22 protein-coding genes are annotated in these 22212 nt (G+C 71.4%); 15 read left to right on the forward strand and 7 right to left on the reverse strand.

Annotation, left to right across the window (positions count from 1 at the left end; genetic code table 11):
* Nucleotides 1-321: 321 nt before the first annotated feature.
* On the reverse strand, nt 322-447 hold the full coding sequence (locus ACZ6B1_RS00290) for a hypothetical protein (RefSeq protein WP_468773521.1): 126 nt from the start codon (nt 445-447) through the stop codon (nt 322-324).
* Between the two features lie 967 nt (nt 448-1414).
* On the opposite strand from ACZ6B1_RS00290, the gene ACZ6B1_RS00295 reads away from it, so the two are divergent.
* Nucleotides 1415-1753: a MerR family transcriptional regulator gene (locus tag ACZ6B1_RS00295; protein WP_468773503.1), complete on the forward strand. Its 339-nt coding sequence runs from the start codon at nt 1415-1417 to the stop codon at nt 1751-1753.
* Nucleotides 1754-1996: 243 nt separating this feature from the next.
* Complete coding sequence (locus tag ACZ6B1_RS00300) at nt 1997-2200, forward strand: cold-shock protein (RefSeq protein ID WP_030212004.1); 204 nt, start codon at nt 1997-1999, stop codon at nt 2198-2200.
* A gap of 261 nt (nt 2201-2461) precedes the next feature.
* Here ACZ6B1_RS00300 and ACZ6B1_RS00305 read toward each other — a convergent pair whose 3' ends face one another.
* Together ACZ6B1_RS00305 and ACZ6B1_RS00310 are read right to left on the reverse strand one after the other, a co-directional pair.
* Nucleotides 2462-3022: a hypothetical protein gene (locus ACZ6B1_RS00305; RefSeq protein ID WP_468773523.1), complete on the reverse strand. Its 561-nt coding sequence runs from the start codon at nt 3020-3022 to the stop codon at nt 2462-2464.
* Nucleotides 3023-3664: 642 nt separating this feature from the next.
* Entirely contained in the window at nt 3665-4258 is a 594-nt protein-coding gene (locus tag ACZ6B1_RS00310; protein WP_468773525.1) for a DUF2071 domain-containing protein, read from the reverse strand.
* Here ACZ6B1_RS00310 and ACZ6B1_RS00315 point away from each other — a divergent pair.
* The 10 genes from ACZ6B1_RS00315 (at nt 4224) to ACZ6B1_RS00360 (ending at nt 11826) form a co-directional block, all read left to right on the forward strand.
* A complete protein-coding gene (locus tag ACZ6B1_RS00315) occupies nt 4224-4511 on the forward strand; it encodes an IS110 family transposase (protein WP_468773527.1) in 288 nt (95 codons plus the stop codon). The genes ACZ6B1_RS00310 and ACZ6B1_RS00315 overlap by 35 nt on opposite strands.
* A gap of 1 nt (nt 4512) precedes the next feature.
* On the forward strand, nt 4513-5238 hold the full coding sequence (locus ACZ6B1_RS00320; RefSeq protein ID WP_468773529.1) for a transposase: 726 nt from the start codon (nt 4513-4515) through the stop codon (nt 5236-5238).
* A 13-nt stretch (nt 5239-5251) separates the two neighbouring features.
* Nucleotides 5252-6538: a bifunctional 3-oxoadipate enol-lactonase/4-carboxymuconolactone decarboxylase PcaDC gene (gene pcaDC, locus ACZ6B1_RS00325; protein ID WP_468773531.1), complete on the forward strand. Its 1287-nt coding sequence runs from the start codon at nt 5252-5254 to the stop codon at nt 6536-6538.
* A gap of 36 nt (nt 6539-6574) precedes the next feature.
* The gene (locus ACZ6B1_RS00330; protein ID WP_468773533.1) at nt 6575-7210 is read left to right on the forward strand and encodes an MBL fold metallo-hydrolase; all 636 of its coding nucleotides are present in this window, start codon (nt 6575-6577) and stop codon (nt 7208-7210) included.
* Nucleotides 7211-7250: 40 nt separating this feature from the next.
* Nucleotides 7251-8030 (forward strand): exodeoxyribonuclease III, encoded by a 780-nt coding sequence (locus ACZ6B1_RS00335; protein WP_468773535.1) that lies wholly within the window; start codon nt 7251-7253, stop codon nt 8028-8030.
* A 15-nt stretch (nt 8031-8045) separates the two neighbouring features.
* A complete protein-coding gene (locus tag ACZ6B1_RS00340; RefSeq protein ID WP_468773537.1) occupies nt 8046-8465 on the forward strand; it encodes a DUF6278 family protein in 420 nt (139 codons plus the stop codon).
* 157 nt (nt 8466-8622) lie between these two features.
* Nucleotides 8623-9366, forward strand: coding sequence for an amino acid ABC transporter ATP-binding protein (locus tag ACZ6B1_RS00345; protein ID WP_468773538.1), 744 nt, complete (start codon nt 8623-8625; stop codon nt 9364-9366).
* A 17-nt stretch (nt 9367-9383) separates the two neighbouring features.
* The gene (locus ACZ6B1_RS00350) at nt 9384-10295 is read left to right on the forward strand and encodes a glutamate ABC transporter substrate-binding protein (RefSeq protein ID WP_468773539.1); all 912 of its coding nucleotides are present in this window, start codon (nt 9384-9386) and stop codon (nt 10293-10295) included.
* Nucleotides 10296-10306: 11 nt separating this feature from the next.
* Nucleotides 10307-10951, forward strand: coding sequence for an amino acid ABC transporter permease (locus ACZ6B1_RS00355; RefSeq protein WP_468773540.1), 645 nt, complete (start codon nt 10307-10309; stop codon nt 10949-10951).
* Nucleotides 10948-11826, forward strand: a complete 879-nt coding sequence (locus ACZ6B1_RS00360; protein WP_468773541.1) for an amino acid ABC transporter permease — start codon at nt 10948-10950, stop codon at nt 11824-11826. Before ACZ6B1_RS00355 ends, ACZ6B1_RS00360 begins: the two co-directional genes overlap by 4 nt.
* A gap of 48 nt (nt 11827-11874) precedes the next feature.
* On the opposite strand, the gene ACZ6B1_RS00365 is transcribed toward ACZ6B1_RS00360, so the two are convergent.
* Together ACZ6B1_RS00365 and ACZ6B1_RS00370 are read right to left on the reverse strand one after the other, a co-directional pair.
* Nucleotides 11875-13440 (reverse strand): alpha/beta fold hydrolase, encoded by a 1566-nt coding sequence (locus ACZ6B1_RS00365; RefSeq protein WP_468773543.1) that lies wholly within the window; start codon nt 13438-13440, stop codon nt 11875-11877.
* A 115-nt stretch (nt 13441-13555) separates the two neighbouring features.
* Nucleotides 13556-14302: a hypothetical protein gene (locus ACZ6B1_RS00370; RefSeq protein WP_468773545.1), complete on the reverse strand. Its 747-nt coding sequence runs from the start codon at nt 14300-14302 to the stop codon at nt 13556-13558.
* Between the two features lie 143 nt (nt 14303-14445).
* Here ACZ6B1_RS00370 and ggt point away from each other — a divergent pair, with 143 nt between their 5' ends.
* On the forward strand, nt 14446-16248 hold the full coding sequence (ggt, locus tag ACZ6B1_RS00375) for a gamma-glutamyltransferase (protein ID WP_468773547.1): 1803 nt from the start codon (nt 14446-14448) through the stop codon (nt 16246-16248).
* A 35-nt stretch (nt 16249-16283) separates the two neighbouring features.
* Here ggt and ACZ6B1_RS00380 read toward each other — a convergent pair whose 3' ends face one another.
* Both ACZ6B1_RS00380 and map read right to left on the reverse strand, forming a co-directional pair.
* Complete coding sequence (locus ACZ6B1_RS00380) at nt 16284-18986, reverse strand: ATP-dependent Clp protease ATP-binding subunit (RefSeq protein ID WP_468773548.1); 2703 nt, start codon at nt 18984-18986, stop codon at nt 16284-16286.
* Between the two features lie 159 nt (nt 18987-19145).
* The gene (map, locus tag ACZ6B1_RS00385; protein WP_468773549.1) at nt 19146-19922 is read right to left on the reverse strand and encodes a type I methionyl aminopeptidase; all 777 of its coding nucleotides are present in this window, start codon (nt 19920-19922) and stop codon (nt 19146-19148) included.
* Between the two features lie 62 nt (nt 19923-19984).
* On the opposite strand from map, the gene ACZ6B1_RS00390 reads away from it, so the two are divergent.
* Together ACZ6B1_RS00390 and ACZ6B1_RS00395 are read left to right on the forward strand one after the other, a co-directional pair.
* Nucleotides 19985-20236, forward strand: a complete 252-nt coding sequence (locus ACZ6B1_RS00390; protein ID WP_468773550.1) for a helix-turn-helix domain-containing protein — start codon at nt 19985-19987, stop codon at nt 20234-20236.
* Nucleotides 20237-20384: 148 nt separating this feature from the next.
* On the forward strand, nt 20385-22085 hold the full coding sequence (locus ACZ6B1_RS00395; protein WP_468773552.1) for a hypothetical protein: 1701 nt from the start codon (nt 20385-20387) through the stop codon (nt 22083-22085).
* The last annotated feature ends 127 nt before the right edge of the window (nt 22086-22212 follow it).

Below are 22212 nucleotides of genomic sequence, written 5' to 3' on the forward strand. Positions count from 1 at the left end.
GTCTCCGTTGCCCTTCAGGACCCGGGCGACATGGAAATGCAGACGCGTGGGCGCCCCCGTCCTCCTTCACGGGGGCGTCGAGACGGCGGGTGAACTCGCCCGAGTGGGCGAAATCCCACGGCACAGCCGACACCCTCTGCCTCCACAGCGCTTCGGCTGCCGGCCGACCGGGTGACGGCAGCGCCACCGGTGGCCGCGGCCAGGGACTTCTGGTTGCTCTGGCCGGAATCCACCAGGGCGGCAACGACACCCGGCAACTCGTCGGGCTGCGGTATGAGGCGGACCATGTTCGTCGGCCATCCGGCTGCTTGAGCGGTGACGCTACCGGGCAAGGAGGGCGCTCACGGTCTTGCCGCCGGAGGCCCGGCGGGTGGGCGCCGTGGCGTGCTGCTCGATCATCCCGGGATCGTCGAGGGCGGCCCCAGGGCCTTCTGCCAGGCTCGTCAACGGCCGACCTGGGGGCGTCACGGCTGGAAACGTCCGTGCCGGTCGGTGGTGTTCTCACGAGACGCAGTGTTGGCCGGTGCCGCCGACGGTAGCCGCGGCGCAGGGGCGGCGACGTCACGCCCAGCCCGACATGCCACGCGGTGGTGGGTCACTGTGAGCGCCGGACAAAGCCTCGCAGCTGCTTGAACCATACATGGGTACCGGTCGAGGCGGAGCACCTCATCTTCCAGCGCACGGAAATCTATACCCGCTGGAGTAGACATTGGCCGACGGTGTGGTTAAGGTTTCTGTCGTAGCCGAGATCAAGAGAGGCCCGGCAGAGATGAACTGCCGGGCAGCAGTACGCAGTTGCAGTTCGCAGGACGGTGCGGTGGTGGAGTTCCGAAGCCAGAGCGGTTGCAGGACGGCGACGGGACTGACGACCGGACCGGGTGGCCCGCAGTGATCAGGGGCCGCCATGAGCAGTACCGCAGTGGCAGTACCAGTAAGTGAAGGTTCGCAGTACCCAGCAGTGAAGTCAGTGAGCAGTACCTCGGTGAAGGCGTCGGCTGCGGGCGCGCGCACCGGGAGGTTCGGCAGTGGGGTTCCAAGCCAGAGCAGACGCAGGACGGGCGACGGGGCTGACTGCCGAAGAGTGGCGCTGTTCGAGGCCACCAGCAGTTCGCAGTGCCAGTAGTACGCAGTTCCCGTTAGTGAGTAGTTGATCAAGAGGGAAGAACGGAGGAGCCGAGCGCCATCAGGATCGCCCGGGCGGAAGTCTTGGACCCGGGTACCGCAGGACATCGATAGTGAGGTGGTCTCCGGTCGAGCAACCGCGATCCCCGCGCCCCCGACAGCGTCTCGGTCGGGTCTGCGGAAACAGAGGGCCGGTGCAGTATCAGGGCCGGCAGATGGTGTAGTAGTTCCTTCGGGGCCCTGGTGCCAGTACGGCGCCAGGGCCCCTCCACGCGTTCCACAGAGAGGTGCAATGACAGCAGACGACATGTTCGGCCGTCTCGATGACGACGACTACCCCGCCTACACCATGGGCCGGGCCGCCGAGATGCTCGGCACCACACAGGGCTTCCTGCGCGCCATCGGCGAAGCCCGCCTCATCACCCCGCTGCGCTCGGCGGGCGGACACCGCCGCTACTCCCGCTACCAGCTGCGCATCGCCGCCCGTGCCCGGGAACTCGTCGACCACGGCACGCCCATCGAGGCCGCCTGCCGCATCGTCATCCTCGAAGACCAGCTCGAGGAAGCCCAGCGCATCAACGCCGAATACCGACGCGCCACCGAGTCGGCGAACCAGACCACAGCAGCGTGAGATGAGCGTGCCCCTCCGCGTCGGCGGGCACCGCACGCATGGTCTGCCGTGTGGTGTGATCGTTTCCTGTGGTGACGCGGCGTGCGGCCGTGTAGCGTCTGCGTCAGCTGTCGTGGTTCGGAATACCCTCTTGCCCACGCCTTCGGTGTGGGCGTTTTGCTGTGCTGTGCCGCAGGGACCAGGGCGATCACCTCTGCCTTCCACATGGAGTGGTAGGCGTTCATCGACTGGAAGGCATCAGACATGGCAACGGGAACTGTGAAGTGGTTCAACGCGGAGAAGGGCTTCGGTTTCATCGCCCAGGACGGCGGTGGCCCGGATGTCTTCGCGCACTACTCCGCGATCAACTCCACGGGATTTCGTGAGCTCCAGGAGGGCCAGGCCGTGACGTTCGACGTCACCCAGGGCCAGAAGGGCCCGCAGGCCGAGAACATCACCCCGGCCTGACCTGACATACCCGCCCGAGGGATCGCGCACACTGCGTCCGGTGAGCGCCGCCCGTGTGGGCTTTGCCGACCAGGCGAAGCGCCTGCTCTTGTGCAAGGCGTGCACGAACAGGGGCCGCGCAGCCATCGCTGCGCGGCCCCTGATCTGCTGAGACGGGTGTGACCTCGGCCGAACTTCCTGACCTCAGTTGCTTCGGGCGTCGTCCGGTGCGGGCGCTGCATGCCCTGCGCCTCTGTGCGCGCAGTTCGGAGCAGTAGACGATCAGGTGCTCGTCCAGGCGGCGAGGAAGGCTTGCCGTCCATCCGGATCGTCCCATCTGCGGTCCGCATGCAGAACGCGCCAGGCGGTGAGCTCGAGATCTCGGAGCCACAACTCGCCGATGACCTGTGTCTTGAGGTCGGGCAAATGGTCGGACTCGGCGAGAGCTTGACCGATCACCTCTCCGGCCGCCACGCGCTGGGGCGGAGTCATCTCATCGATGGCCGAGAGGATCTGCCTGGCCAGGGCGGTTCCCTCTCCTTCCAGAGAACGCAGCACCTGAGCCTTCATGTTGACGGGTAGCAGGTACGCGGTGCCCGACGACCTCCACAGGTCCGACCAGAAGCGTTCGCCTGCCTGGGTGGGGGCAGGCAGCGCGGCCAGCAGCCCGAGGAGATGGCCGGTGGCCGCGTAACCATCGGAGTGGGCGGCTGCGACGACTGCGATGCCGGCGACGCCCTCCACATCGAGCCGGCCGGCCTCGAGATGCGGAGCCAGGTCGAGTTGGTGTTCCAACTGGTCTGCGAGGGCGGTGGATACGTGAGGGCGGACCTCAGGAAGCATCGGCGATCCTTGCGCGTAGGCGAGCGGAGATGCCCGTTCGGAAGCCCTGATCTTTCCCATGGCCGGCCGTTCTACTCGGCTTGGGCAGGCCCAATCGGCGGGAGGGTTGACGGGGCTGGAGTTCACGCGGTGGCGCGCCGGCCCGGGCCCGGCGATGACCCTGGGGTCCTGGACCGACCTTTCATGAATGCTGCCGGAGTGAGATCTTTTAGCATCACCGCATTGCTGCCAGTGACGCCCAGTCGCCCGAGGGAGAACGCAAGCAGTGTCCCGTTATGCCGCTGAAGTCGAATACGGTCACGCCGCCTCAGCGCGTGGAGAGCGCCGTGAAGGCGGGCTACCCGACGGACCGCAAGGCGGACACGCAGGGGAGAAGGCTCACTCGGTCTCCGCTCTGGCGGAGTGGGCGGCCGACCTCGCCGAACCGATCAAGCCCAAATAGGCCCGGCCCCGGGCAGCGCCACGCTGCCGCCCGCCCCGACCGCCACGCCCACTTCCGCCCCCTGCCCCGCAGGAACGCCTACGGACCAGGGGGCGGAAGATGAGTGTGCTCCGAGTGATTCCACCGGGAATCCGGCTCGTCCCCTCGTGCCCGTCCGGTATCACCTGCGGCGCCTTGGCGCCGTACAGGTCTGCTGGGAGTCAGGCAGGCTGACGGAAGCGCCAAGCGGCGCAGGGCATGGTGAACCCGATCCGTACCTGCCTGACGCCCTCCGAGAAGTGCACCACGGGCTCGCCGAGCGGCGCCTCCTTGAGGCCCGCCGCGGTGGTCAGTGTCTCCTCCAGCACGTCGACGGTGGCGCGGGCCAGCGGCCACGGCTCGTGCTCGACCGGCGTCTCCCAGAGCAGGCCGAGCCGGCGGGTGTACGCCCGCCAGCGCGAGGTCAGCCACACGTCGCGCTCCGTCGGCTCGATCGGGTCGCCGCGCCGGACGCGCAGGCGGTAAGAGGCGTCGCTGTTCCATCGCGAACCGGAGTACGAGACCGTGTTCCCGTTCGTGGAGACGCTGAGCCTGCCGGGGTTGTACGGCGCACCGATGGCGCGGGCCGCCAGCATCGGGGGGAAGGCCACCTCGATGGACAGGAACCACAGTCCGTCGCGCCCGTCCGGGTGCCGGACGTAGGTCCGCAGGTTGGTCTCCGCGAACGTCGGGAGGCCGGGCAGCGTGGCGGGGACGCCGTGCAACGTCCGCCATGACTTCATGACGAGCCGACAGCGCAGCACCTCCTCAAGCACGGATCCTCCCGTTCGGCGCGAGGTCGTCCTCGGCGTGGACACGCACGGCGAGGTACATGTCGCCGCCGTGATCTCCCCTCTGGGGAAGATCCTGGGCACCGAGTCCTTCCCGGCGACGGCGGCCGGCTACCGGCAGCTGCTCGTATGGGTCCGCAAGCGAGGGCGGGTGCGCCGGGCCGGCGTGGAGGGCACCGGCACCTTCGGCGCGGGGCCTGTCCCGCTACCTGCTGGCGCAGCAGATCCAGGTGTATGAGGTGAACCGGCCCGACCGCTCGGCCCGCCGGCTGCTGGGCAAGTCGGACCCGCTCGACGCACTGGCCGCTGCGCGAGGCCGCGCCCGGGCCCGGGCCAAATCCGGCGACGGCCCGGTGCACAGTGCCCGGTTGTCAAAGCTCGCCAAGGACTCCCCGGTCAAGGCCCGCACTCAGGCGATCAACCAGCTCAAGGCCATCCTGGTCATCGCCGACCCTGCTCTGCGAGAACAGCTCTCCAGCTTGGGCAACCGTGAGCTGTTCCGCACCTGCGCACGCCTCGGCCCACCCGACGGTGGGGGAGACGAGGACGCGGTGGCCCAAGCCACCCACCTGACGTTGCGCATGCTCGCCGAGCGCATCGAGCAGGTCACCGGGCAGATCAACGAGTTGAACCAGCGCCTGACCCAGCTCGTCGAACGCCACGCCCCACAGCTGCTCGTGCCGGTGGGCATCGGCCCGGACAGTGCCGTCACTCTCCTGATCACCATGGGAGACAACCCCGAGCGACTGAACACCGAGACGTCCTTTGCTGCCCTTTGCGGAGTCAGCCCCATCGAGTACTCCTCCGGCCGGCGGAGCACACGTCGGCTCAACTACGGCGGCGACCGCCAGGCGAACGCGGCCCTGTCGCATCGTGCCTCAAACGATACGCTGCCCGCGAGGTATTCAACCTGGTCAGACCGGTTGCCCGCACCCCCGCGTTATAGGGGCGTCCGTGAGACGTGAGAGGGTCTGGGGCGTGAGTGAGACACCACCGAACACCCTGCAATACCGCTTTGACGGGCCGGAAGACGCTCCGGTCCTGATCCTGGGTCCCTCACTGGGTACCACCTGGCACATGTGGGACCGGCAGATTCCCGAGCTGACGAAGCAGTGGCGGGTCTTCCGGTTCGACCTGCCGGGCCACGGCGGCGCACCCGCCCACGCGGCCCCTTCCGTCGGCGAGCTGGCGGCACGGCTGCTGGCCACGCTGGACGCGGTCGGCGTACAGCGCTTCGGCTACGCGGGCTGCGCCCTCGGCGGCGCGGTCGGCCTCGAACTGGCCCTGCGCCACCCCGAGCGTCTCGCCTCACTCGCGCTGGTCGCCGCCTCGCCCCGGTTCGGCACCGCCGACGAATTCCGCCAGCGCGGGGTGATCGTCCGCACCAACGGGCTCGACCCGATCGCCCGGACCTCCCCCGACCGCTGGTTCACCGGCGGGTTCGCCGCCGCCCAGCCCGCGATCACCGAGTGGGCCGTGCAGATGGTGCGTACCACCGACCCGGGCTGCTACATCGCCGCCTGCGAGGCCCTGGCCGGATTCGACGTGCGGCCCGAGCTGGGCCGGGTCGGCGTGCCGACGCTGGTGCTGGTCGGCTCCGACGACCAGGTCACCGGCCCTGCCGAGGCCCGCACCCTGGTCGCCGGCATCCCGGACGCCCGCCTCGCGGTCGTCCCCGGCGCCTCCCACCTGGTCCCGGTCGAGCAGCCCGCCGCCGTCACCGACCTGCTGGTCCGCCACTTCTCCACCGCCTGGCAGCAGCCCTACGACACCGGCCAGACCGCCCTGCCGGCCGCCCCGGTCCACCAGGCCGTCGCCGCGCCGCCGCAGGCGGTCCCCGTCGCCGAGATCGCCCCCTTCGTACCCCCGCAGCCGCTCGCGCCGCCCGACCGGTACCAGAGCGGGCTGAAGGTCCGCCGGGAGGTGCTGGGCGACGCGCACGTCGACCGGGAGCTGGCGCAGGCCGACGAGTTCTCCGGGGACTTCCAGGAGTTCATGACCCGCTACGCCTGGGGCGAGATCTGGGACCGGCCCGGCCTGGACCGCCGCACCCGAAGCTGCGTGACGCTCACCGCGCTGGTCGCCGGTGGCCACCTGGAGGACCTGGCCCTCCACGTCCGCGCCGCCCTGCGCAACGGACTCACCCCTCACGAGATCAGGGAAGTGCTGCTCCAGGCGGCCGTGTACTGCGGCGTACCGGCGGCGAGCAGGGCGTTCCGGGTGGCCCAGCAGGTCGTCCGGGAGGAGACCACACCCGCCGAGTGAGGCCCCCGGCCGCGACACGCGGCAGGATGGGTAGCCATGAAGCTCACCAAGAAGACGCACGCCTGCGTCCGCCTCGAGAAGGACGGGCGGACGCTGGTGATCGACCCGGGGGGATTCAGCGAGCAGGACGCGGCGGTCGGCGCCGACGCGATCCTGATCACGCACGAGCATCCGGACCACTTCGACGAGGGCCGCCTGCGGGCCGCGCTGGAGGCCCGCCCGGGCGCGGAGATCTGGACCCTGAAATCGGTGGCCGACCGGCTCGCGCCGGCCTACCCGGGCCGCGTGCACACCATCGGCCACGGTGACGCCTTCACTGCCGCCGGCTTCGAGGTGCAGGCCCACGGCGAGCTGCACGCGGTGATCCACCCGGACATCCCCCGCGTCACCAACGTCGGCTACCTGATCGACGGGGGCCGGGTCTTCCACCCGGGCGACGCCCTCACCGTCCCCGAGCGGCCGGTCGAGACCCTGATGGTGCCGGTGATGGCACCCTGGAACAAGATCTCCGAGGTCATCGAGTACCTGCGGGAGGTCGGGCCGCGGCGCGCCCTCGACGTCCACGACGCCCTGCTCAGCGATCTCGCCCGCCCGATCTACGACGGCCACATCGGCCGCCTGGGCGGCACGGACCACCGGCGGCTCGCCCCTGGGGCGTCGGCCGAGCTGTGAGCCGGGCCGGTTGTCACACCCGGCGGGTAGGTTGTGGGACATGCGCATCGCCACCTGGAACGTGAACTCGATCACCGCCCGCCTGCCACGGCTGCTCGCCTGGCTGGAGAGCAGCGGCACCGACGTGCTCTGCCTCCAGGAGGCGAAGATCGCCGAGGAGCAGTTCCCGTTCGAGCCGCTGCGCGAGCTGGGCTACGAGGCGGCGGTGCACGCCACCGGCCGGTGGAACGGCGTGGCGGTGCTCTCCCGCGTCGGCATCGAGAACGTGGTCAAGGGCCTGCCCGGCGACCCGGGCTACGACGGCGTGACCGAGCCGCGTGCCCTCGCGGCGACCTGCGGCCCGGTCCGCGTCTGGTCGGTGTACGTGCCCAACGGCCGCGAGGTGGAGCACCCGCACTACGCGTACAAGCTCCAGTGGTTGGAGGCCCTGCTGGCCGCCGTCGCCGGCGACGCCGCCGGCAGCCGCCCCTTCGCGGTGCTGGGCGACTACAACGTGGCGCCGACCGACGAGGACGTCTACGACCGGGCCGCCTTCGAGGGCTCCACCCATGTGACCCCGGCCGAGCGCGCCGCCCTCGCCTCCCTGCGCGGGGCGGGCCTCGCGGACGTCGTCCCGCGGCCCCTGAAGTACGACCGCCCCTACACCTACTGGGACTACCGCCAGCTCTGCTTCCCCAAGAACCGCGGCATGCGCATCGACCTGGTCTACGGCAACCAGCCCTTCGCCGGGGCCGTGAAGGACGCCTACGTCGACCGCGAGGAGCGCAAGGGCAAGGGCGCGTCCGATCACGCGCCGGTGGTGGTCGACCTGGACGTGTGATGCCACGCTTGGCCCATGAACATTCCGTTCCTGGGCCACCGGCACCACAAGAACGGCCGCTCGGCGCTTCCGGCCGACCCCGAGGCGATCGCCGCGCTGCTGTCCGAATGTGAACTGCTCCGCTCGCAGGCGGCCCAAGCGGGCGTTCGCCTCGACGACACCCCGGCTTCCCTGGAGGCGCTGGACCAGCTCGTCCCGCGCTGGCGCGACGACGCGGAGATCCTGCCCTGGCTGGGCAACGACGCGGGGCTGTACGTGGGCACGGTGGTGGTGCGCACCGTGCCCGGCGCCACCTGGCGGATCCGGACCGACGGGGAACCGGTCGTACGGCTCGCCTCCGGCCGTGAATTCGAGCTCGTCCGGTCGGGGCGGGAGTGGGCCGCGAACGGTGTCCCCGAGCTGTCCCAGCTCTACGCGGAGGTCGCCGAGGCCTGACACCGGTGCCGGCCGGCCCGGCGGGGGTCCGGGCCCGGTGGAGCGCGAACGGTGTAAATACGGCTAATGCCCGAAAAGTGCGTGTCGCCCCTCAGCTCCGCGGCCGTCTGGATAGTTTGCGGGACCGGGACACGGCTGAGAGTGAGTAGGGCTGCGGATGGCCGCCGATCCGTTGATCGAGCTGCGTGACGTCAACAAGTACTACGGGGAGCTGCATGTCCTGCGGGACATCGACCTCACCGTCGGCAGGGGAGAGGTGGTCGTGGTCATCGGCCCCTCCGGGTCGGGGAAGTCGACGCTGTGCCGGGCCATCAACCGCCTGGAGACCATCGAGTCCGGCACGATCACGCTCGACGGGCGGCCGCTGCCCGAGGAGGGCAGGGCCCTCGCCCGGCTCCGCGCCGAGGTCGGCATGGTCTTCCAGTCCTTCAACCTCTTCGCCCACAAGACGGTCCTGCAGAACCTCTCCCTCGCCCAGACCAAGGTCCGCGGGCGCGGCAGGGAGGACGCGGACCGCCGTTCCCGGGAACTCCTCGACCGCGTCGGCCTGCTGAACCAGGCCGCCAAGTACCCCGCACAGCTCTCCGGCGGGCAGCAGCAACGGGTGGCCATCGCCCGCGCCCTCGCCATGGAACCCAAGGCCATGCTGTTCGACGAGCCCACCTCGGCCCTCGACCCGGAGATGATCAACGAGGTGCTGGAGGTCATGCGGCAGCTCGCCCGCGACGGCATGACCATGGTCGTCGTCACCCACGAGATGGGCTTCGCCCGCTCCGCCGCCAACCGCGTCGTCTTCATGGCCGACGGCCGGATCGTCGAGGACCGAAGCCCGGAGGAGTTCTTCACCAACCCGCGCAGCGACCGCGCCAAGGACTTCCTGTCCAAGATCCTCAAGCACTGACCGGGGGAGTGCGACCCGTGTTCCGTACCGCCCGTGCGCCCCGCGCCGTCTGTCTCCTGCTGGCGCTGCTCGCCGCCGCCTGCGGCCGCGAGGGCAGCCCGCCCGGCAAGGGCCCGGCGCCCGAGAAGCTCCCCAAGTACCAGGTGAGAGAGGGGTTCACGCTGCCCGCTTCCAGGACCTGGGCCCGCGCGAGGAAGCGTGGTCACTTCGTCGTCGGCGCCAAGGAGGACCAGCCCTACCTCGGCGAGAAGGACCCGGCGACCGGCACCTACTCCGGCTTCGACATCGAGATCGCCAGGATGCTGTCCGCCTCCCTCGGCTTCCCGCCGAAGAGCATCCGGTTCAGGACGATCGCCTCCGCCAACCGCGAGACCGCACTGCAGAACGGCCAGATCGACTACTACGTCGGCACCTACACCATCAACGACAACCGAAAGAAGCTCGTCGGCTTCGCCGGTCCCTACTACCTCGCCGGCCAGTCCCTCCTCGTCCGCCGGGACGAGAAGGACATCCACGGCCCGGAGGACCTCGACGGCAAGCGCGTCTGCTCGGCAGCCGGTTCGACGCCGTACCAGCGCATCAGATCCGACTACCCGAAGGCGGTTCTCGTCGCCTACGACACCTACTCCGTCTGCGTCGACAACCTGCTCACCTACCAGGTCGACGCGGTCACCACCGACGACGCCATCCTCATCGGATACGCGGCCAAGGCCCCGCGCGAACTGAAGGTCGTCGGCAGGCCCTTCTCGAAGGAGCCGTACGGCATCGGCGTCCCGCACGGCGACACCGCCCTGCGCCTGGCCCTCGACGACGCCCTCCAGGCGCGTGAGCGCGACGGCGACTGGAGGAAGGCGTACGACGCGACGCTGGGCCTGTCCGGTGTGCCGGCCCCCCACCCGCCCGCGATCGACCGCTACCCGGCGAGCTGAGCGAGGACGGCATGTACGTACTGAAGGACAACTGGTCCATCTACTGGGAGGGTTTCCTCGGCACCCTCGAACTGACCGTCTGGGCCTCCCTGCTGGCGCTGGTCCTGGGCTTCGTGATGGCCTCGTTCCGGGTCGCGCCCGTCGGGTCGCTGCGGGTCTTCGGCACCGTCTGGGTGACCGTCCTGCGCAACACCCCGCTCACCCTGCTGTTCTTCGCGGTGCTGCTCGGACTGCCCCGGTTCGGGCTGGTGCTGCCCTTCCAGGTGTTCGCGGTCCTCGCCCTCGGCTGCTACACCTCGGCGTTCATCTGCGAGGTGCTGCGCTCCGGCATCAACACCGTGCCCAGGGGACAGGGCGAGGCGGCCCGCAGCCTCGGCATGAGCTTCGGGCAGACCCTGTCCCTGGTCGTGCTGCCCCAGGCGTTCCGGTCCGTGATCCCGCCGGTCGGCTCGACCCTCATCGCCCTCGCCAAGAACTCCGCGATCGCGGGCGCGTTCAGCGTCACCGAACTGCTCGGCACCTACAAGACGATCAACGAGCTGGGCTACAACATCGTCTGGACCTTCGTCTGGATCGCCGTGGGATACCTGGTCATCACCCTCGCCATCAGCGCCCTGTTCCACCTGCTGGAGCGGAAGTGGGGGGTGGCCCGATGACCGAGTCCAGCGCGCTCTACGACCTCCCGGGCCCGCGCACCAGGCGACGGCACACGCTGTACGGCGTGCTGTCCGCCGTCGTCCTCCTCGGGCTCCTCGCCTGGATCCTGTATCTCCTCCTCGACACCGGCCAGTTCACCTACACCAAGTGGCTGCCGTTCGAGTACCAGGGCATCCAGAAGCTGCTCCTGCGGGGCCTCGGCAACACGTTGAGGGCGTTCGCGCTGGCGGCCGTGCTCTCGCTCGCCCTCGGCGGACTGCTCGCGACGGGACGGCTCTCCGACCACCGGCCGGTGCGCTGGGCGGCCACGGTGGTGGTGGAGTTCTTCCGGGCCATGCCGGTGCTGGTGATGATCTTCTTCATCTTCGTGGCGCTGAAGGCGCAGCCGCTCACCGCCCTGGTCGCCGGACTCACCCTCTACAACGGCTCCGTGCTCGCCGAGGTGCTGCGCTCGGGCGTGCGCGCCGTCGAACGCGGCCAGCGGGAGGCCGCGTTCGCGCTCGGCATGCGCAAGACCCAGGTCATGGTGCACGTCCTCGCACCGCAGGCCGTGCGGGCCATGCTGCCCGCCGTCATCAGCCAGTTGGTGGTCGCGCTGAAGGACACCTCCCTGGGCTTTCTCATCACGTATGAGGAGTTCCTCCACGCGGGGAAGCTCATCGCGTCCAACCTCGACTACGATTTGCCGTTCATCCCCGTGGTGATGGTGATCTCGCCGATCTACATCGGGATGTGCATGCTGCTCTCGTGGTTCGCCGGCTGGGTGTCCCGCCGTGAGCAGCGCAGTCCCAGGACCGACGCGGTGACGGTCGTCACGGCCGGTCCAGGGGCGCTGCTGCCGGGTGGGGAACCCCCCACGGCCCCGAGACCGTAGGGGGGTGGCAGTTCACACGGGCCAGGCTCGTCCGGCGGCAGCCGGAGATCACTGCTCGCGCAAGGGGACGGACAGGTACGACGGGTCGTCCGCCGGCGAGGAGAAGGTCAGCTGCGCGCCGGACGGGTTGTGCTCGAGGTAGAGCGGGTCGACCGTGTCCACCACCAGCGCGAGGCGGTGTCCCGCGGGCACGTCGTAGGCGGTGGAGAACAGGTCCAGATCCACGTCGAACGGCTCACCGGGCGTCCGCCCGTGCCAGGTGAGCGGCGCGTTGGTCACCAGCTTGCCGAAGCCGAGCGGGCCCACGTCGTACAGGTAGGCGACCAGGGTGCCGCTCTCCGCGGTCGGGGTGAGCGTGGTGTGCAGCGCCGCCGTGCCGCGCACCCGCTGGGCCGTGCCGTACCGCTCCGACTGCCACACGGCCGCCCAGCGGCGCGGCAGCAGCGGGATGGAGGCGACGGGCGGCAGTTTGGCCACCTGGTCCAGGATGCTGGAGAGGAAGACGATTCCGCCGTCCGCGCCGGAGTCGATGTTGGCGTGGATGGTGGTGGAACCGGCGAGAGCGATCTTCCGGCGGGTCGCGCCGACCGACTTCCAGTCCGGGTAGCCCTCGTATCCCCCCGCGCTACGGGACTTGAGCTGGACCGGCTGCTCACGGTCGATGCCGTTGTCGGCACCCTTGAGGTAGTGGTCGAACCAGCGCCCGGTGTCCGTCCAGACGTCGTTGGGCAGCCCGAACAGACCGGGCAGCTCGGCGGTCGCGTGGTCGCCGGGGCGCAGCTCCAGCCGCTTCGGCACGGTCAGCTTCTGGTAGAAGTCCGCGTACTGGTTGGCGGGGAAGACCGTGTCGCCCCAGGCGTTGGCGAGCAGGACGGCGGCGCCGTTCCGGTTCAGCCGGTCGACGTAGGTCGCGGCGGAACGTTTCCGCCCCCAGTCGATCATCTCCTGCTCGTGGGACAGGTCGGCGGCGTAGAAACGGTCGAAGACCTGCCGGAGTTCGGGGCTCTCCCGCCCGGTCAGGGTGCCCACGCCGTCCAGTACGGCGCCCGCCTGGACGTGCTGGGTGCGGCCCGAGTAGATGGACCCGATCAGGTCGGCCCAGCCGCTGAGCGCGGCGACCGCCTTGATCCGCTTGTCGTGGGCGGCGGCCAGCAGGCTGATGCCGGCCCCGTAGGAGACCCCCGCCATGCCGATGTGGTGCTCGTCCGCGGGGGTGTTGGCCAGTGCCCAGTCGATCACCTTGGAGGCGTCCGCTGTGTCCGGCGGACCGGCCACTTCTATCTCGCCGCCGGACTGCCAGAACCCGCGCACGTTGTACGTCAGCACCACATACCCGGAGTCGGCGAGCTTCTGCGCCTGAGCCAGGTACTCCACCTGGGGAAAGCCCCAGCTCGTGGGCAGCACGACGAGCGGGTAGGTCCGCGAGCCGTCGGCGTCCGCGGGTGTGACGACGTTCGCCTTCAGCACGGTGCCGCCGGCGCCGGTGATGTCCACGAACCGTACGGACGGGGCGGCCTGGGCGGCCGGGGCCAGTCCGACGACGGTACCGGCGATCAGCGCCGTGGCGACGGCGCCGACGGCGGAGGTGCGCAGGCCGGTGCGACCGGTTCTCATGGGGTCACTCCTCACTCGATGACTCGTAAGGTGCAAAGTGACCCGACGGTAACCGCACGCCCCTACCGTAAGTAACCCGTCGGTAAGTTACGTACGGGTAAAGGTTGTTGAAGAGCTAAGAGGCCGCGGCCGCGGCGGCCTCCGGCAACGCTGCCCGGGCCGCCCGGGTCACGTCCGCCACCAGCTCCACCACATCGGGGCCGTACGCCTGCGAGTTGACCACCTTCAGCAGCAGTACGAAGGAACCGGAGCCGTACTTGCGGGCCAACCGCTCGTGGCCGCGCGCGAGATAGCGGGTCGCGGCCTGGTTGGTGATCGCCCGCTGCCCGCAGAACAGGAACACCGGGCGGGCCTCGCCCCGGTTGCCCGCGGTGAGCCGGGCCAGCAGCACGTACTCGCTTCTGCCGGGCTCCACGCGGTAGTCCTCGCCTCCGATGTGGAAGGCGCCCGCCTCCGGACCCGACTCCGCCTCGGTGTTCACCCCCACGCCCGGCAGCAGGGAGGAAAGGTGCGCCGCCATTCGGCGGTTCGAGCTGGGCCCGCCGAGGCAGAACTCCGTGCGCTCGCCGAAGCCCTGCTGCGTCGCGTCGTGCGCCACGACCTGGGCGTGCGCATTGCAGTCCTTGATCAGGGCGGAGAGCTCCAGCAGGGCGAACACGTCGTGCCGCATCACCGACAGCTCCGGGCCGCCCGCGTTGCGGTTGACCACCAGAAGCGACTCCGAGTGGTCCGGCAGCCCGAAGAAGGCCTGCTTGCGGCGGAGCCTGCGCCGCCACAGGTAGGTACGGGCGAGCCAGCCCAGCGCGGCACTGACGCCGGCCGCTATGACGCCCAGGACGATGTTGCGCACGTCGTCGTTCATGGCCGCGCATGCTAGCGGTCGCGCACGTCCGCTACGTACCCGTGTTCGAGGTGTGACGTTCGTGTGGCAGGTGCCCGAGGCGTACTGTCGGTACGGAGGCAATCTCGTTACGCTGCGCGGACTTGTCCCTGCGGGAGGTACGGATGGGTCGTCCTGGCACGCGGAAACTGGCGGTTCTGGCGGTCTCGGCCGTCGTGGTCACGGTGGGAGCGGCCGTGCCACCGGCCGCGAGGACCGGTGGCACGGCCGCGAAGGTGCCGGTGGCCGTCGGCTACGGCGGCGCCGTCTCCAGTGTCGACGCGGACGCCTCCGCGGCCGGCATCGAGGTGCTGAAGAAGGGCGGCAACGCGGTCGACGCGGCCGTCGCGACCGCCGCCGCGCTCGGTGTCACCGAGCCCTACTCGGCCGGTGTCGGCGGAGGCGGATACTTCGTCTACTACGACGCCAGGACCCGCACCGTCCACACCGTCGACGGCCGCGAGACCGCGCCGCTGTCCGCCGACTCGGAGCTGTTCACCGAGAACGGCAAGCCGCTCGCCTTCGCCGACGCGGTCAGCAGCGGCCTGAGCGTCGGAACCCCCGGCACGCCCGCCACCTGGCAGACCGCGCTCGAGCGGTGGGGCAGTGAACGCCTCGGCACGGTCCTGAAGCCGGCCGAGCGGATCGCCCGGCAGGGCTTCACGGTGGACGACACCTTCCGCTCGCAGACCGCGTCCAACGAGACCCGCTTCCGCTACTTCCCGGACACCGCGAAGCTCTTCCTGCCGAACGGCCGGCTCCCGGTCGTCGGATCCACGCTCAGGAACCCCGAACTCGCCCGCACCTACGAGGAACTGGGCCGTAAGGGCGTCGGCGCGATCTACCGCGGGGACATCGGCGACGACATCGTCAGGACGGTCGAGCACCCGCCGGTCGACCCCGCCTCCGGCTGGAACGCCCGCCCCGGCAAGCTGGCCGAGAAGGACCTCGCCGTCTACCGGGCCAAGCTCCAGGCGCCCACCAGGACCTCGTACCGCGGCCTCGGCGTCTACTCCATCGCGCCCTCCTCCTCCGGCGGCACGACCGTCGGCGAGGCGCTCAACATTCTGGAGCGGACCGACCTGTCGAAGGCGAGCCGGGCGCAGTACCTGCACCGCTACATCGAGGCGAGCCGCATCGCGTTCGCCGACCGCGGCCGCTGGGTGGGCGACCCCGCCTTCGAGGACGTCCCCACGAAGGAACTGCTGTCGCAGCGGTTCGCCGACTCGCGGGCCTGCCTGATCAAGGACGACGCGGTGCTCACCAGCCCGCTCGCACCGGGGGACCCGAGGCATCCGGCGGCCTGCGGCACCGGCGGCAGGACGGCCCCGACGACCTACGAGGGCGAGAACACCACGCACCTCACGGTGGCCGACAAGTGGGGCAACGTCGTCGCCTACACGCTCACCATCGAGCAGACCGGCGGCAGCGGCATCACCGTCCCCGGCCGGGGCTTCCTGCTCAACAACGAGCTGACCGACTTCTCCTTCACGCCGGCCAACCCGGCCGTGCACGACCCGAACCTGCCCGGACCGGGCAAGCGGCCGCGCTCCTCGATCTCCCCGACGATCGTCCTGGACCGGCACGACAGGCCCGTCGTGGCGCTCGGTTCACCCGGTGGCGCGACCATCATCACCACCGTGCTGCAGACGCTCACCGGTCTCCTGGACCGGGGGCTGCCGCTGGTGGACGCCATCGCCGCACCGCGCGCCAGCCAGCGCAACGCCGCCCAGACCGAACTGGAACCCGCGCTGTACGACAGCGACTTGCGGACCCGGCTGGAGGCGATCGGGCACAGCTTCAAGCTCAACCCCGAGATCGGCGCGGCCACCGGCGTCCAGCGGCTGCCGGACGGCAAGTGGCTGGCGGCCGCCGAGAAGGTACGGCGGGGCGGCGGCTCGGCGATGGTGGTGAACCCGGCGCCGTAACCCCGCCCCGCACGCTGCCGCCCCGCGATCCGGGCCTACACCTCGGGTGCGGGCGGCGGCGGTTCGTCCGGCCCGGTGTCCTCGCCCGGCCGGGCCTCCGCCGCCGGCCCGGTGCCCGCGGCCGACCGGGAATCAGCACCCTGCGGGGGAGCACCCTGCGGGGGAGCGGACGCTGGGGGAGCGGACTGCACGGGAGTGGCCGGCGCGGCTCGCTCCGCGTGGAAGTCCAGCCGCCCGTCCGCGACGTCCACCGTCACCCGGCTGCCCTCGGCGATCGTGCCGTCGAGCAGCAGCCGCGAAAGCTGGTTGTCCACCTCCCGCTGGATGGTGCGGCGCAGCGGGCGGGCACCGTACTCCGGCTGGTAACCGCGCTCGGCGATCCAGTCGACGGCCCCGTCCGTGAACCGCACCGTGACACCCTGGCCGTCCACCAGCCGGCGGGTGCGCTCCAGCAACAGGTCGGTGATCTGCCGCAGTTGCTCGCCGGTGAGCTGCCGGAAGACGACGATCTCGTCGATGCGGTTGAGGAACTCCGGCCGGAAGTGCTCCCGCAGCGGACGCAGGATCTGCTCGCGCCGCGCCTCCTCGTCGGCGTCGGCGCCACCCGGCCCGAAGCCGATCCCGGCGCCGCGCCGGCTGATCACGTCGGAGCCGAGGTTGCTGGTCATCACGATGACGGTGTTGGTGAAGTCCACCGTGCGGCCCTGCGAGTCGGTGAGCCGGCCGTCGTCCAGCACCTGGAGCAGGATGTTGAAGACGTCCGGGTGCGCCTTCTCCACCTCGTCCAGGAGCAGCAGTGAGTACGGGTGCCTGCGCACCACCTCGGTGAGCTGGCCGGCCTCCTCGTGGCCTACGTACCCGGGTGGGGCGCCGACCAGCCGGGAGACGGTGTGCCGCTCCTGGTACTCGCTCATGTCGAGGCGGACCATGCGCTCCTCGCTGCCGAACAGCGCCTCCGCGAGCGCCCGGGCCAGCTCGGTCTTGCCGACGCCGGTCGGGCCGAGGAAGAGGAAGCTGCCGATCGGCCGGTCCGGGCTGGCCAGCCCGGCGCGCGAGCGCAGCACCGCCTCGGCGACCACCGCGACCGCCTCGTCCTGGCCGACCACCCGCTGGTGCAGATGCTGCTCCAGGCCGAGCAGCCGTTCCTTCTCCTCCTGGGTGAGCCGGCTGACCGGGATGCCGGTCTGCCGGGACACCACCTCGGCGATGGACTCCGCCGTCACCTCGAGCTGTCCCTCGTCGGCCTGCCCGCCATGGCTGGACTCCGCGATCCGCCGCTTCAGCTCGCCGATCCGGTCGCGAAGCTGTGTGGCCTGCTCGTAACTCTCGTCGGCGACCGCCTGGTCCTTGTCCCGGACCAGTTGCTCCACCTCGCGCTCCATCGTGCGCACGTCCGTGCCCTTGGTCCCGGCGCCCAGCCGTACCCGGGCCCCGGCCTGGTCGATCAGATCGATCGCCTTGTCCGGCAGCCGGCGGTCGGTGAGATAGCGGTCGGACAGCTCCACGGCGGCGACCAGCGCCTCGTCGGTGTAGCGGACCTGGTGGTGGGCCTCGTACCGGTCGCGCAGCCCGCGCAGGATCTCCACCGTGTCCGGAACCGTCGGCTCGGGCACCAGGATCGGCTGGAACCGGCGGGCCAGCGCGGCGTCCTTCTCGATGCGCCGGTACTCCTCCAGCGTGGTCGCGCCCACGATGTGCAGCTCGCCCCGGGCGAGCGCGGGCTTGAGGATGTTGCCCGCGTCCATCGCGCCGCCCTCGCCGCCGGAACCGGCGCCGACGACGGTGTGCAACTCGTCGATGAAGACGATCAGCTGGTCGCGGTGAGCGCGGATCTCCTCCACGATGTTGTTCAGCCGCTCCTCGAAGTCGCCCCGGTAGCGGGTGCCGGCGACGACCCCGGTCAGGTCCAGGGCGACCACCCGGCGCCCGGCGAGCATCTCCGGCACGTCACCGTCCGCGATGCGCTGCGCGAGTCCCTCGACCACGGCCGTCTTGCCGACACCGGCGTCACCGATCAGCACCGGGTTGTTCTTCCCGCGCCGGGACAACACCTCGATGGTCTGCTCGATCTCCTGGTCGCGCCCGATGACCGGGTCCACCCGGCCCTGCCGGGCCATGTCGGTCAGATCGCGGCCGTACTTGTGGAGCGTCGGCGTCGAGGAGGGCCGCTGCCGCTCCGGGCGCGGCTGCGCGGCCTCGGGGGCCTCCGGTGGCAGGCCGCCCGCCTGGAAGCGCGCGGCGTTCAGGATGTGCCCGGCCGCCGAGTCCGGGTTCATGGCGAGCGCGCTCAGCACGTGCTCCGGCCCGATGTACCCGGCACCGCTCGCGCGTGCCATGTCGTGCGCGTCCAGCAGGGCGCGCTTGACGGCCGGGGTGAGCGACAGCGAGGTCGGGGGCGGCGCGTCGCCCGGCGGCTGGTGCGTGGGGCCGGCACGGTGGTCGATCTCCGTGGCCAGTGAGTCCGGATCGGCGCCGGAGCGGCTGAGCAGGCTCCGGGTGGGCTCGGCGGCGAGGGCGGCGCGCAGCAGGTGCTCGGTGTCCAGGTCGCGGCTGCCGTGCTCGGCGGCGTACTGGGCGGCCCCTCTCACCAGCTCACGGGCCGGCTGGCTGAGCAGGCGGCCGATGTCGATGTGGCGGGGGCCGCCGCGTCCGCCGGGGACGTCGGCGCCGGTGCCGCCGAAGAAGCGGGCGAAGAAATCTCCGAAGGGGTCCTCCGGGCCGTTGTAGCCGCTGGTCATCGTTTCGTTTCCTTCGCAGACGACGTGCGGAGCGGCCGGGTAACCCGGGGGTGGGCCGCTCATGCCACGATGACACGAGCTTCTGCGAAGGGCATGTGCAGGAACGCCCGCTCAGCAGAGGCTTCCGTTCCCGCACCCGGTGCGGTCGCCCCGCGCCCCTCAGGAGGCCTCGCGCGCCGTGAGGATCCGCGGGCCGTCGTCCGTGACGGCCACCGTGTGCTCGGCGTGCGCCGCGCGCGAACCGTCGGACGTGCGGAGGGTCCAGCCGTCGGCCGCCTCGTAGTAGGCGTCCTTGCCGCTCCCGATCAGCATGGGCTCGATCGCGAGGACCATGCCGTGGCGCAGCGGCACTCCCCGGCCGGGGCGGCCCTCGTTGGGGACGTCCGGCTCCTCGTGCATGCGGCGGCCCACGCCGTGGCCGCCGAAGCCCGCCGGGATGCCGTAGCCGGCCGTACGGCAGACCCGGCCGACGGCGTGCGCGATGTCGCCGACGCGGTTGCCGACGCGGGCCGCCTCGACGCCCGCCGCCAGAGCGCGCTCGGCGGTCTCGATCAGGCGCAGGTCCGCCGGGCGCGGGCGGCCGACCACGAAGCTGATCGCCGAGTCGCCCACCCATCCGTCCAGCTCGGCGCCGCAGTCGATGGAGACGAGGTCGCCGTCGCTCAGCCGGTGGCGGGTCGGGATGCCGTGCACGATCGCGTCGTTGACGGAGGCGCAGATCACCGCCGGGAACGGGGTGAGGGCGAAGGAGGGGCGATAGCCGAGGAACGGTGAGGACGCCCCGGCCTCGCGCAGCACGTCCCGTGCCACCTCGTCCAGCTCCAGCAGCGAGACGCCGACGCCGGCGGCCTTCCGTACGGCGGTCAGGGCCCGCCCCACCACCTGGCCGGCCGCGTGCATCGCGTCGATCGACGTGTTCGTCTTCAGATCCATCATGCCAATTACTATACCGGTATTTTAATGGGGTGCCCGTCGCGCGGCGGTATTAGAATGGGGTCATGGTGCGTACCCCCCTCACCCCTGAAGAGCGCGAACGCGGCGAGCGGCTGGGGCAGTTGCTGCGTGATGCGCGCGGCGGGCGGAGCATGGCCGAGGTCTCGGCGGCGGCGGGCGTCTCGGCCGAGACGCTGCGCAAGATCGAGACCGGACGGGCCCCGACCCCGGCCTTCTTCACGGTGGCGGCGCTGGCCGGGGCGCTCGGGCTGTCCATGGACGAACTGCTGGCCCGGTGTGCTGCCGTGGCCGTCTGACGGGCGCCGGGCGTCGGACGGCGTGCGCCGGGGGCGGGATCGCGCCGTGGGCCGCCCGCACTCTCGCCGAAAACTCCGCGTAGCGGGCCCGTAACACGGCTGGTGTTGCCTGACGGGCGGAACGCTGGCGATCGGGCGGGAGTCGGGCATGGCTGTGGAGCAACTTCCGGGTCCGGTCCGGGAGTTCGCGGGCTACCTGGACGGCCTGCTCGGGCGTCTGGATCAGGGCGCCGGCTGGTGCGCCGTCTTCTGGCAGCGGGACCCCGAGGGGATGCGCGCCTGTCTTCACGGCCGCGAGCTGCCGCCCTGGGACGTGCTGGAGTCACTGCTGCAGGACCTCGCGGCGGCCTTGGGCCCCGCCGTCGCCACGGCCGAGCGGGAACGCGCCCGCGCCCTGCACCTGGCGGCCGTCTCGGCGTACGACGCTCTGCCCGGTGCCCGCGACACCCTCGGCGACCGTCTCGACGTCATGCTCCGCGAGCAGCGGTACGCCGCCGAACGCCGCTCCGAGCTGACCAGCCGGCTCACCGCCGCCACCTCCCACGAGGAGGTCGAGGCCCTCCGCCTCGACCTCGCCTGGACCCACGACGACCACGGCCGCGCCACGGCCCGCTGTGCCGAACTCAGGACCCGGCTTTCCCGGCTGTCCCGGCCGGACGCGGGCGTGACGGAAACGGACGCCGTACCGCTCCCGGCGGACGCCTTCCGCCGGGAGCCCGAGCCCCAGCCCGGTGAGCCCCCCTCCGGCGGCACACCGAATCCCTGGTTCGCCGCACCGCCGGACGAACAGGAGTCCCGGCCCGGGGTGCCGCGAGAAGGACACGACCTCCGGACCCCGCCGGTGGCCGGGCAGGAGCCCTGGCCCGGGGTGCCGCGAGAAGGGCGAGACCTCCGAACCGGAGCCCCGGGCGCCGGGCAGGACGTCGGGCCAGGGGGTCCAGGGGGTACGGAAGCCGGGCAGGCCGTCCGGGCTCGGGGGCCGCGGGCCGCGCGCCGCCCTGGTTCCGGGGCCCCGGGCGCCGCTCGGGCCTCCTGGGCCGGCGCCCCGGACGCCGGTCGGGCGCCCGCTGAGGGCCCCGCCGCGCCCCGCACACCCTCCCGTACCCCCGACCCCGCCGGAGCCCCCGCCAAAGCCCGCAGGCGCCGCCGGGGCGGTGCCCGGTTCGCGGGGGCCGTCGAGGACGACGCCGTGCCGCCGCAGGCGCCCGTCGCGGCCGTGCCCGAGGCGTCCGGTGGGGGGCGTTCACCGCGAGGGGCCCGGTTCGCCGGGGCGGGGGAGCGGGAGGAGCCGCCCGAGCCGTCCTTCGAGGCGGTGGACGCGGAGGCGGTGACGGCCGTGGCCGGGGCCGTGGAGCGGCTGGTGCGGCTGCGGGCGGAGGGGCGCACGGGCGAGGCGCACGTGCTGCTGGTGGAGATCGCGCAATGGCCCGCCGCCCGGCTCCCGCTGCTCGCGGACGGCCTGAGGCGCGCCACGCTCGGCGCCGACTGGGACACCCTGCTGTGGGAGGCCGCCGCACTGCCCGCCGAGCGGCTGGTCGCCGCCGCCGGCGCGCTGGAGGCGGCCGGGCGGGTGGCTGACGGACGGCAGATGCTCCGGCAGGGCGTGGCCCGGCCCGCCGCGGAGATCGGCGCGGCCGTGCTGGAGCTGGCCGGGCAGGGACGGGACCGCGAGGTGCGGGCACTGCTGGACGCCTATGTCCGGGTCCGCACGCCCGAGGAAGCGGCCCGCAGTGTCGCCGCCGACCCGGACCGGCTCGTACCGCTCCTGCTGGAAGCGGCCGGCGGTGTCTCCGAGGAGCGCCACTGGGACCTGGTGCACGCCCTGCGGGTCGCCGGGTTCACCCCATGACCGGCCCCGCGATCACCCTAAGGAGTGTCAAACATGATCGACTCCGCGGGTTGGCGACGATGGTCTTGGCAAGGACGTCCGGGAGGCTTACTTTCGTCCCTCTACGGGCCGTTTCTACGGGCGTAGA

It is taken from the genome of Streptomyces sp. NPDC041129 (assembly GCF_055592265.1).

Coding starts and splice junctions, on each gene's coding strand:
- ACZ6B1_RS00295 (WP_468773503.1), top strand. CDS start 1,415: ATGACAGCAGACGACATGTTCGGCCGTCTCGATGACGACGACTACCCC.
- ACZ6B1_RS00300 (WP_030212004.1), top strand. CDS start 1,997: ATGGCAACGGGAACTGTGAAGTGGTTCAACGCGGAGAAGGGCTTCGGT.
- ACZ6B1_RS00305 (WP_468773523.1), bottom strand. CDS start 3,022: ATGCTTCCTGAGGTCCGCCCTCACGTATCCACCGCCCTCGCAGACCAG.
- ACZ6B1_RS00315 (WP_468773527.1), top strand. CDS start 4,224: ATGACGAGCCGACAGCGCAGCACCTCCTCAAGCACGGATCCTCCCGTT.
- ACZ6B1_RS00330 (WP_468773533.1), top strand. CDS start 6,575: ATGAAGCTCACCAAGAAGACGCACGCCTGCGTCCGCCTCGAGAAGGAC.
- ACZ6B1_RS00335 (WP_468773535.1), top strand. CDS start 7,251: ATGCGCATCGCCACCTGGAACGTGAACTCGATCACCGCCCGCCTGCCA.
- ACZ6B1_RS00340 (WP_468773537.1), top strand. CDS start 8,046: ATGAACATTCCGTTCCTGGGCCACCGGCACCACAAGAACGGCCGCTCG.
- ACZ6B1_RS00345 (WP_468773538.1), top strand. CDS start 8,623: ATGGCCGCCGATCCGTTGATCGAGCTGCGTGACGTCAACAAGTACTAC.
- ACZ6B1_RS00355 (WP_468773540.1), top strand. CDS start 10,307: ATGTACGTACTGAAGGACAACTGGTCCATCTACTGGGAGGGTTTCCTC.
- ACZ6B1_RS00360 (WP_468773541.1), top strand. CDS start 10,948: ATGACCGAGTCCAGCGCGCTCTACGACCTCCCGGGCCCGCGCACCAGG.
- ACZ6B1_RS00365 (WP_468773543.1), bottom strand. CDS start 13,440: ATGAGAACCGGTCGCACCGGCCTGCGCACCTCCGCCGTCGGCGCCGTC.
- ACZ6B1_RS00370 (WP_468773545.1), bottom strand. CDS start 14,302: ATGAACGACGACGTGCGCAACATCGTCCTGGGCGTCATAGCGGCCGGC.
- ggt (WP_468773547.1), top strand. CDS start 14,446: ATGGGTCGTCCTGGCACGCGGAAACTGGCGGTTCTGGCGGTCTCGGCC.
- ACZ6B1_RS00380 (WP_468773548.1), bottom strand. CDS start 18,986: ATGACCAGCGGCTACAACGGCCCGGAGGACCCCTTCGGAGATTTCTTC.
- map (WP_468773549.1), bottom strand. CDS start 19,922: ATGATGGATCTGAAGACGAACACGTCGATCGACGCGATGCACGCGGCC.
- ACZ6B1_RS00390 (WP_468773550.1), top strand. CDS start 19,985: ATGGTGCGTACCCCCCTCACCCCTGAAGAGCGCGAACGCGGCGAGCGG.
- ACZ6B1_RS00395 (WP_468773552.1), top strand. CDS start 20,385: ATGGCTGTGGAGCAACTTCCGGGTCCGGTCCGGGAGTTCGCGGGCTAC.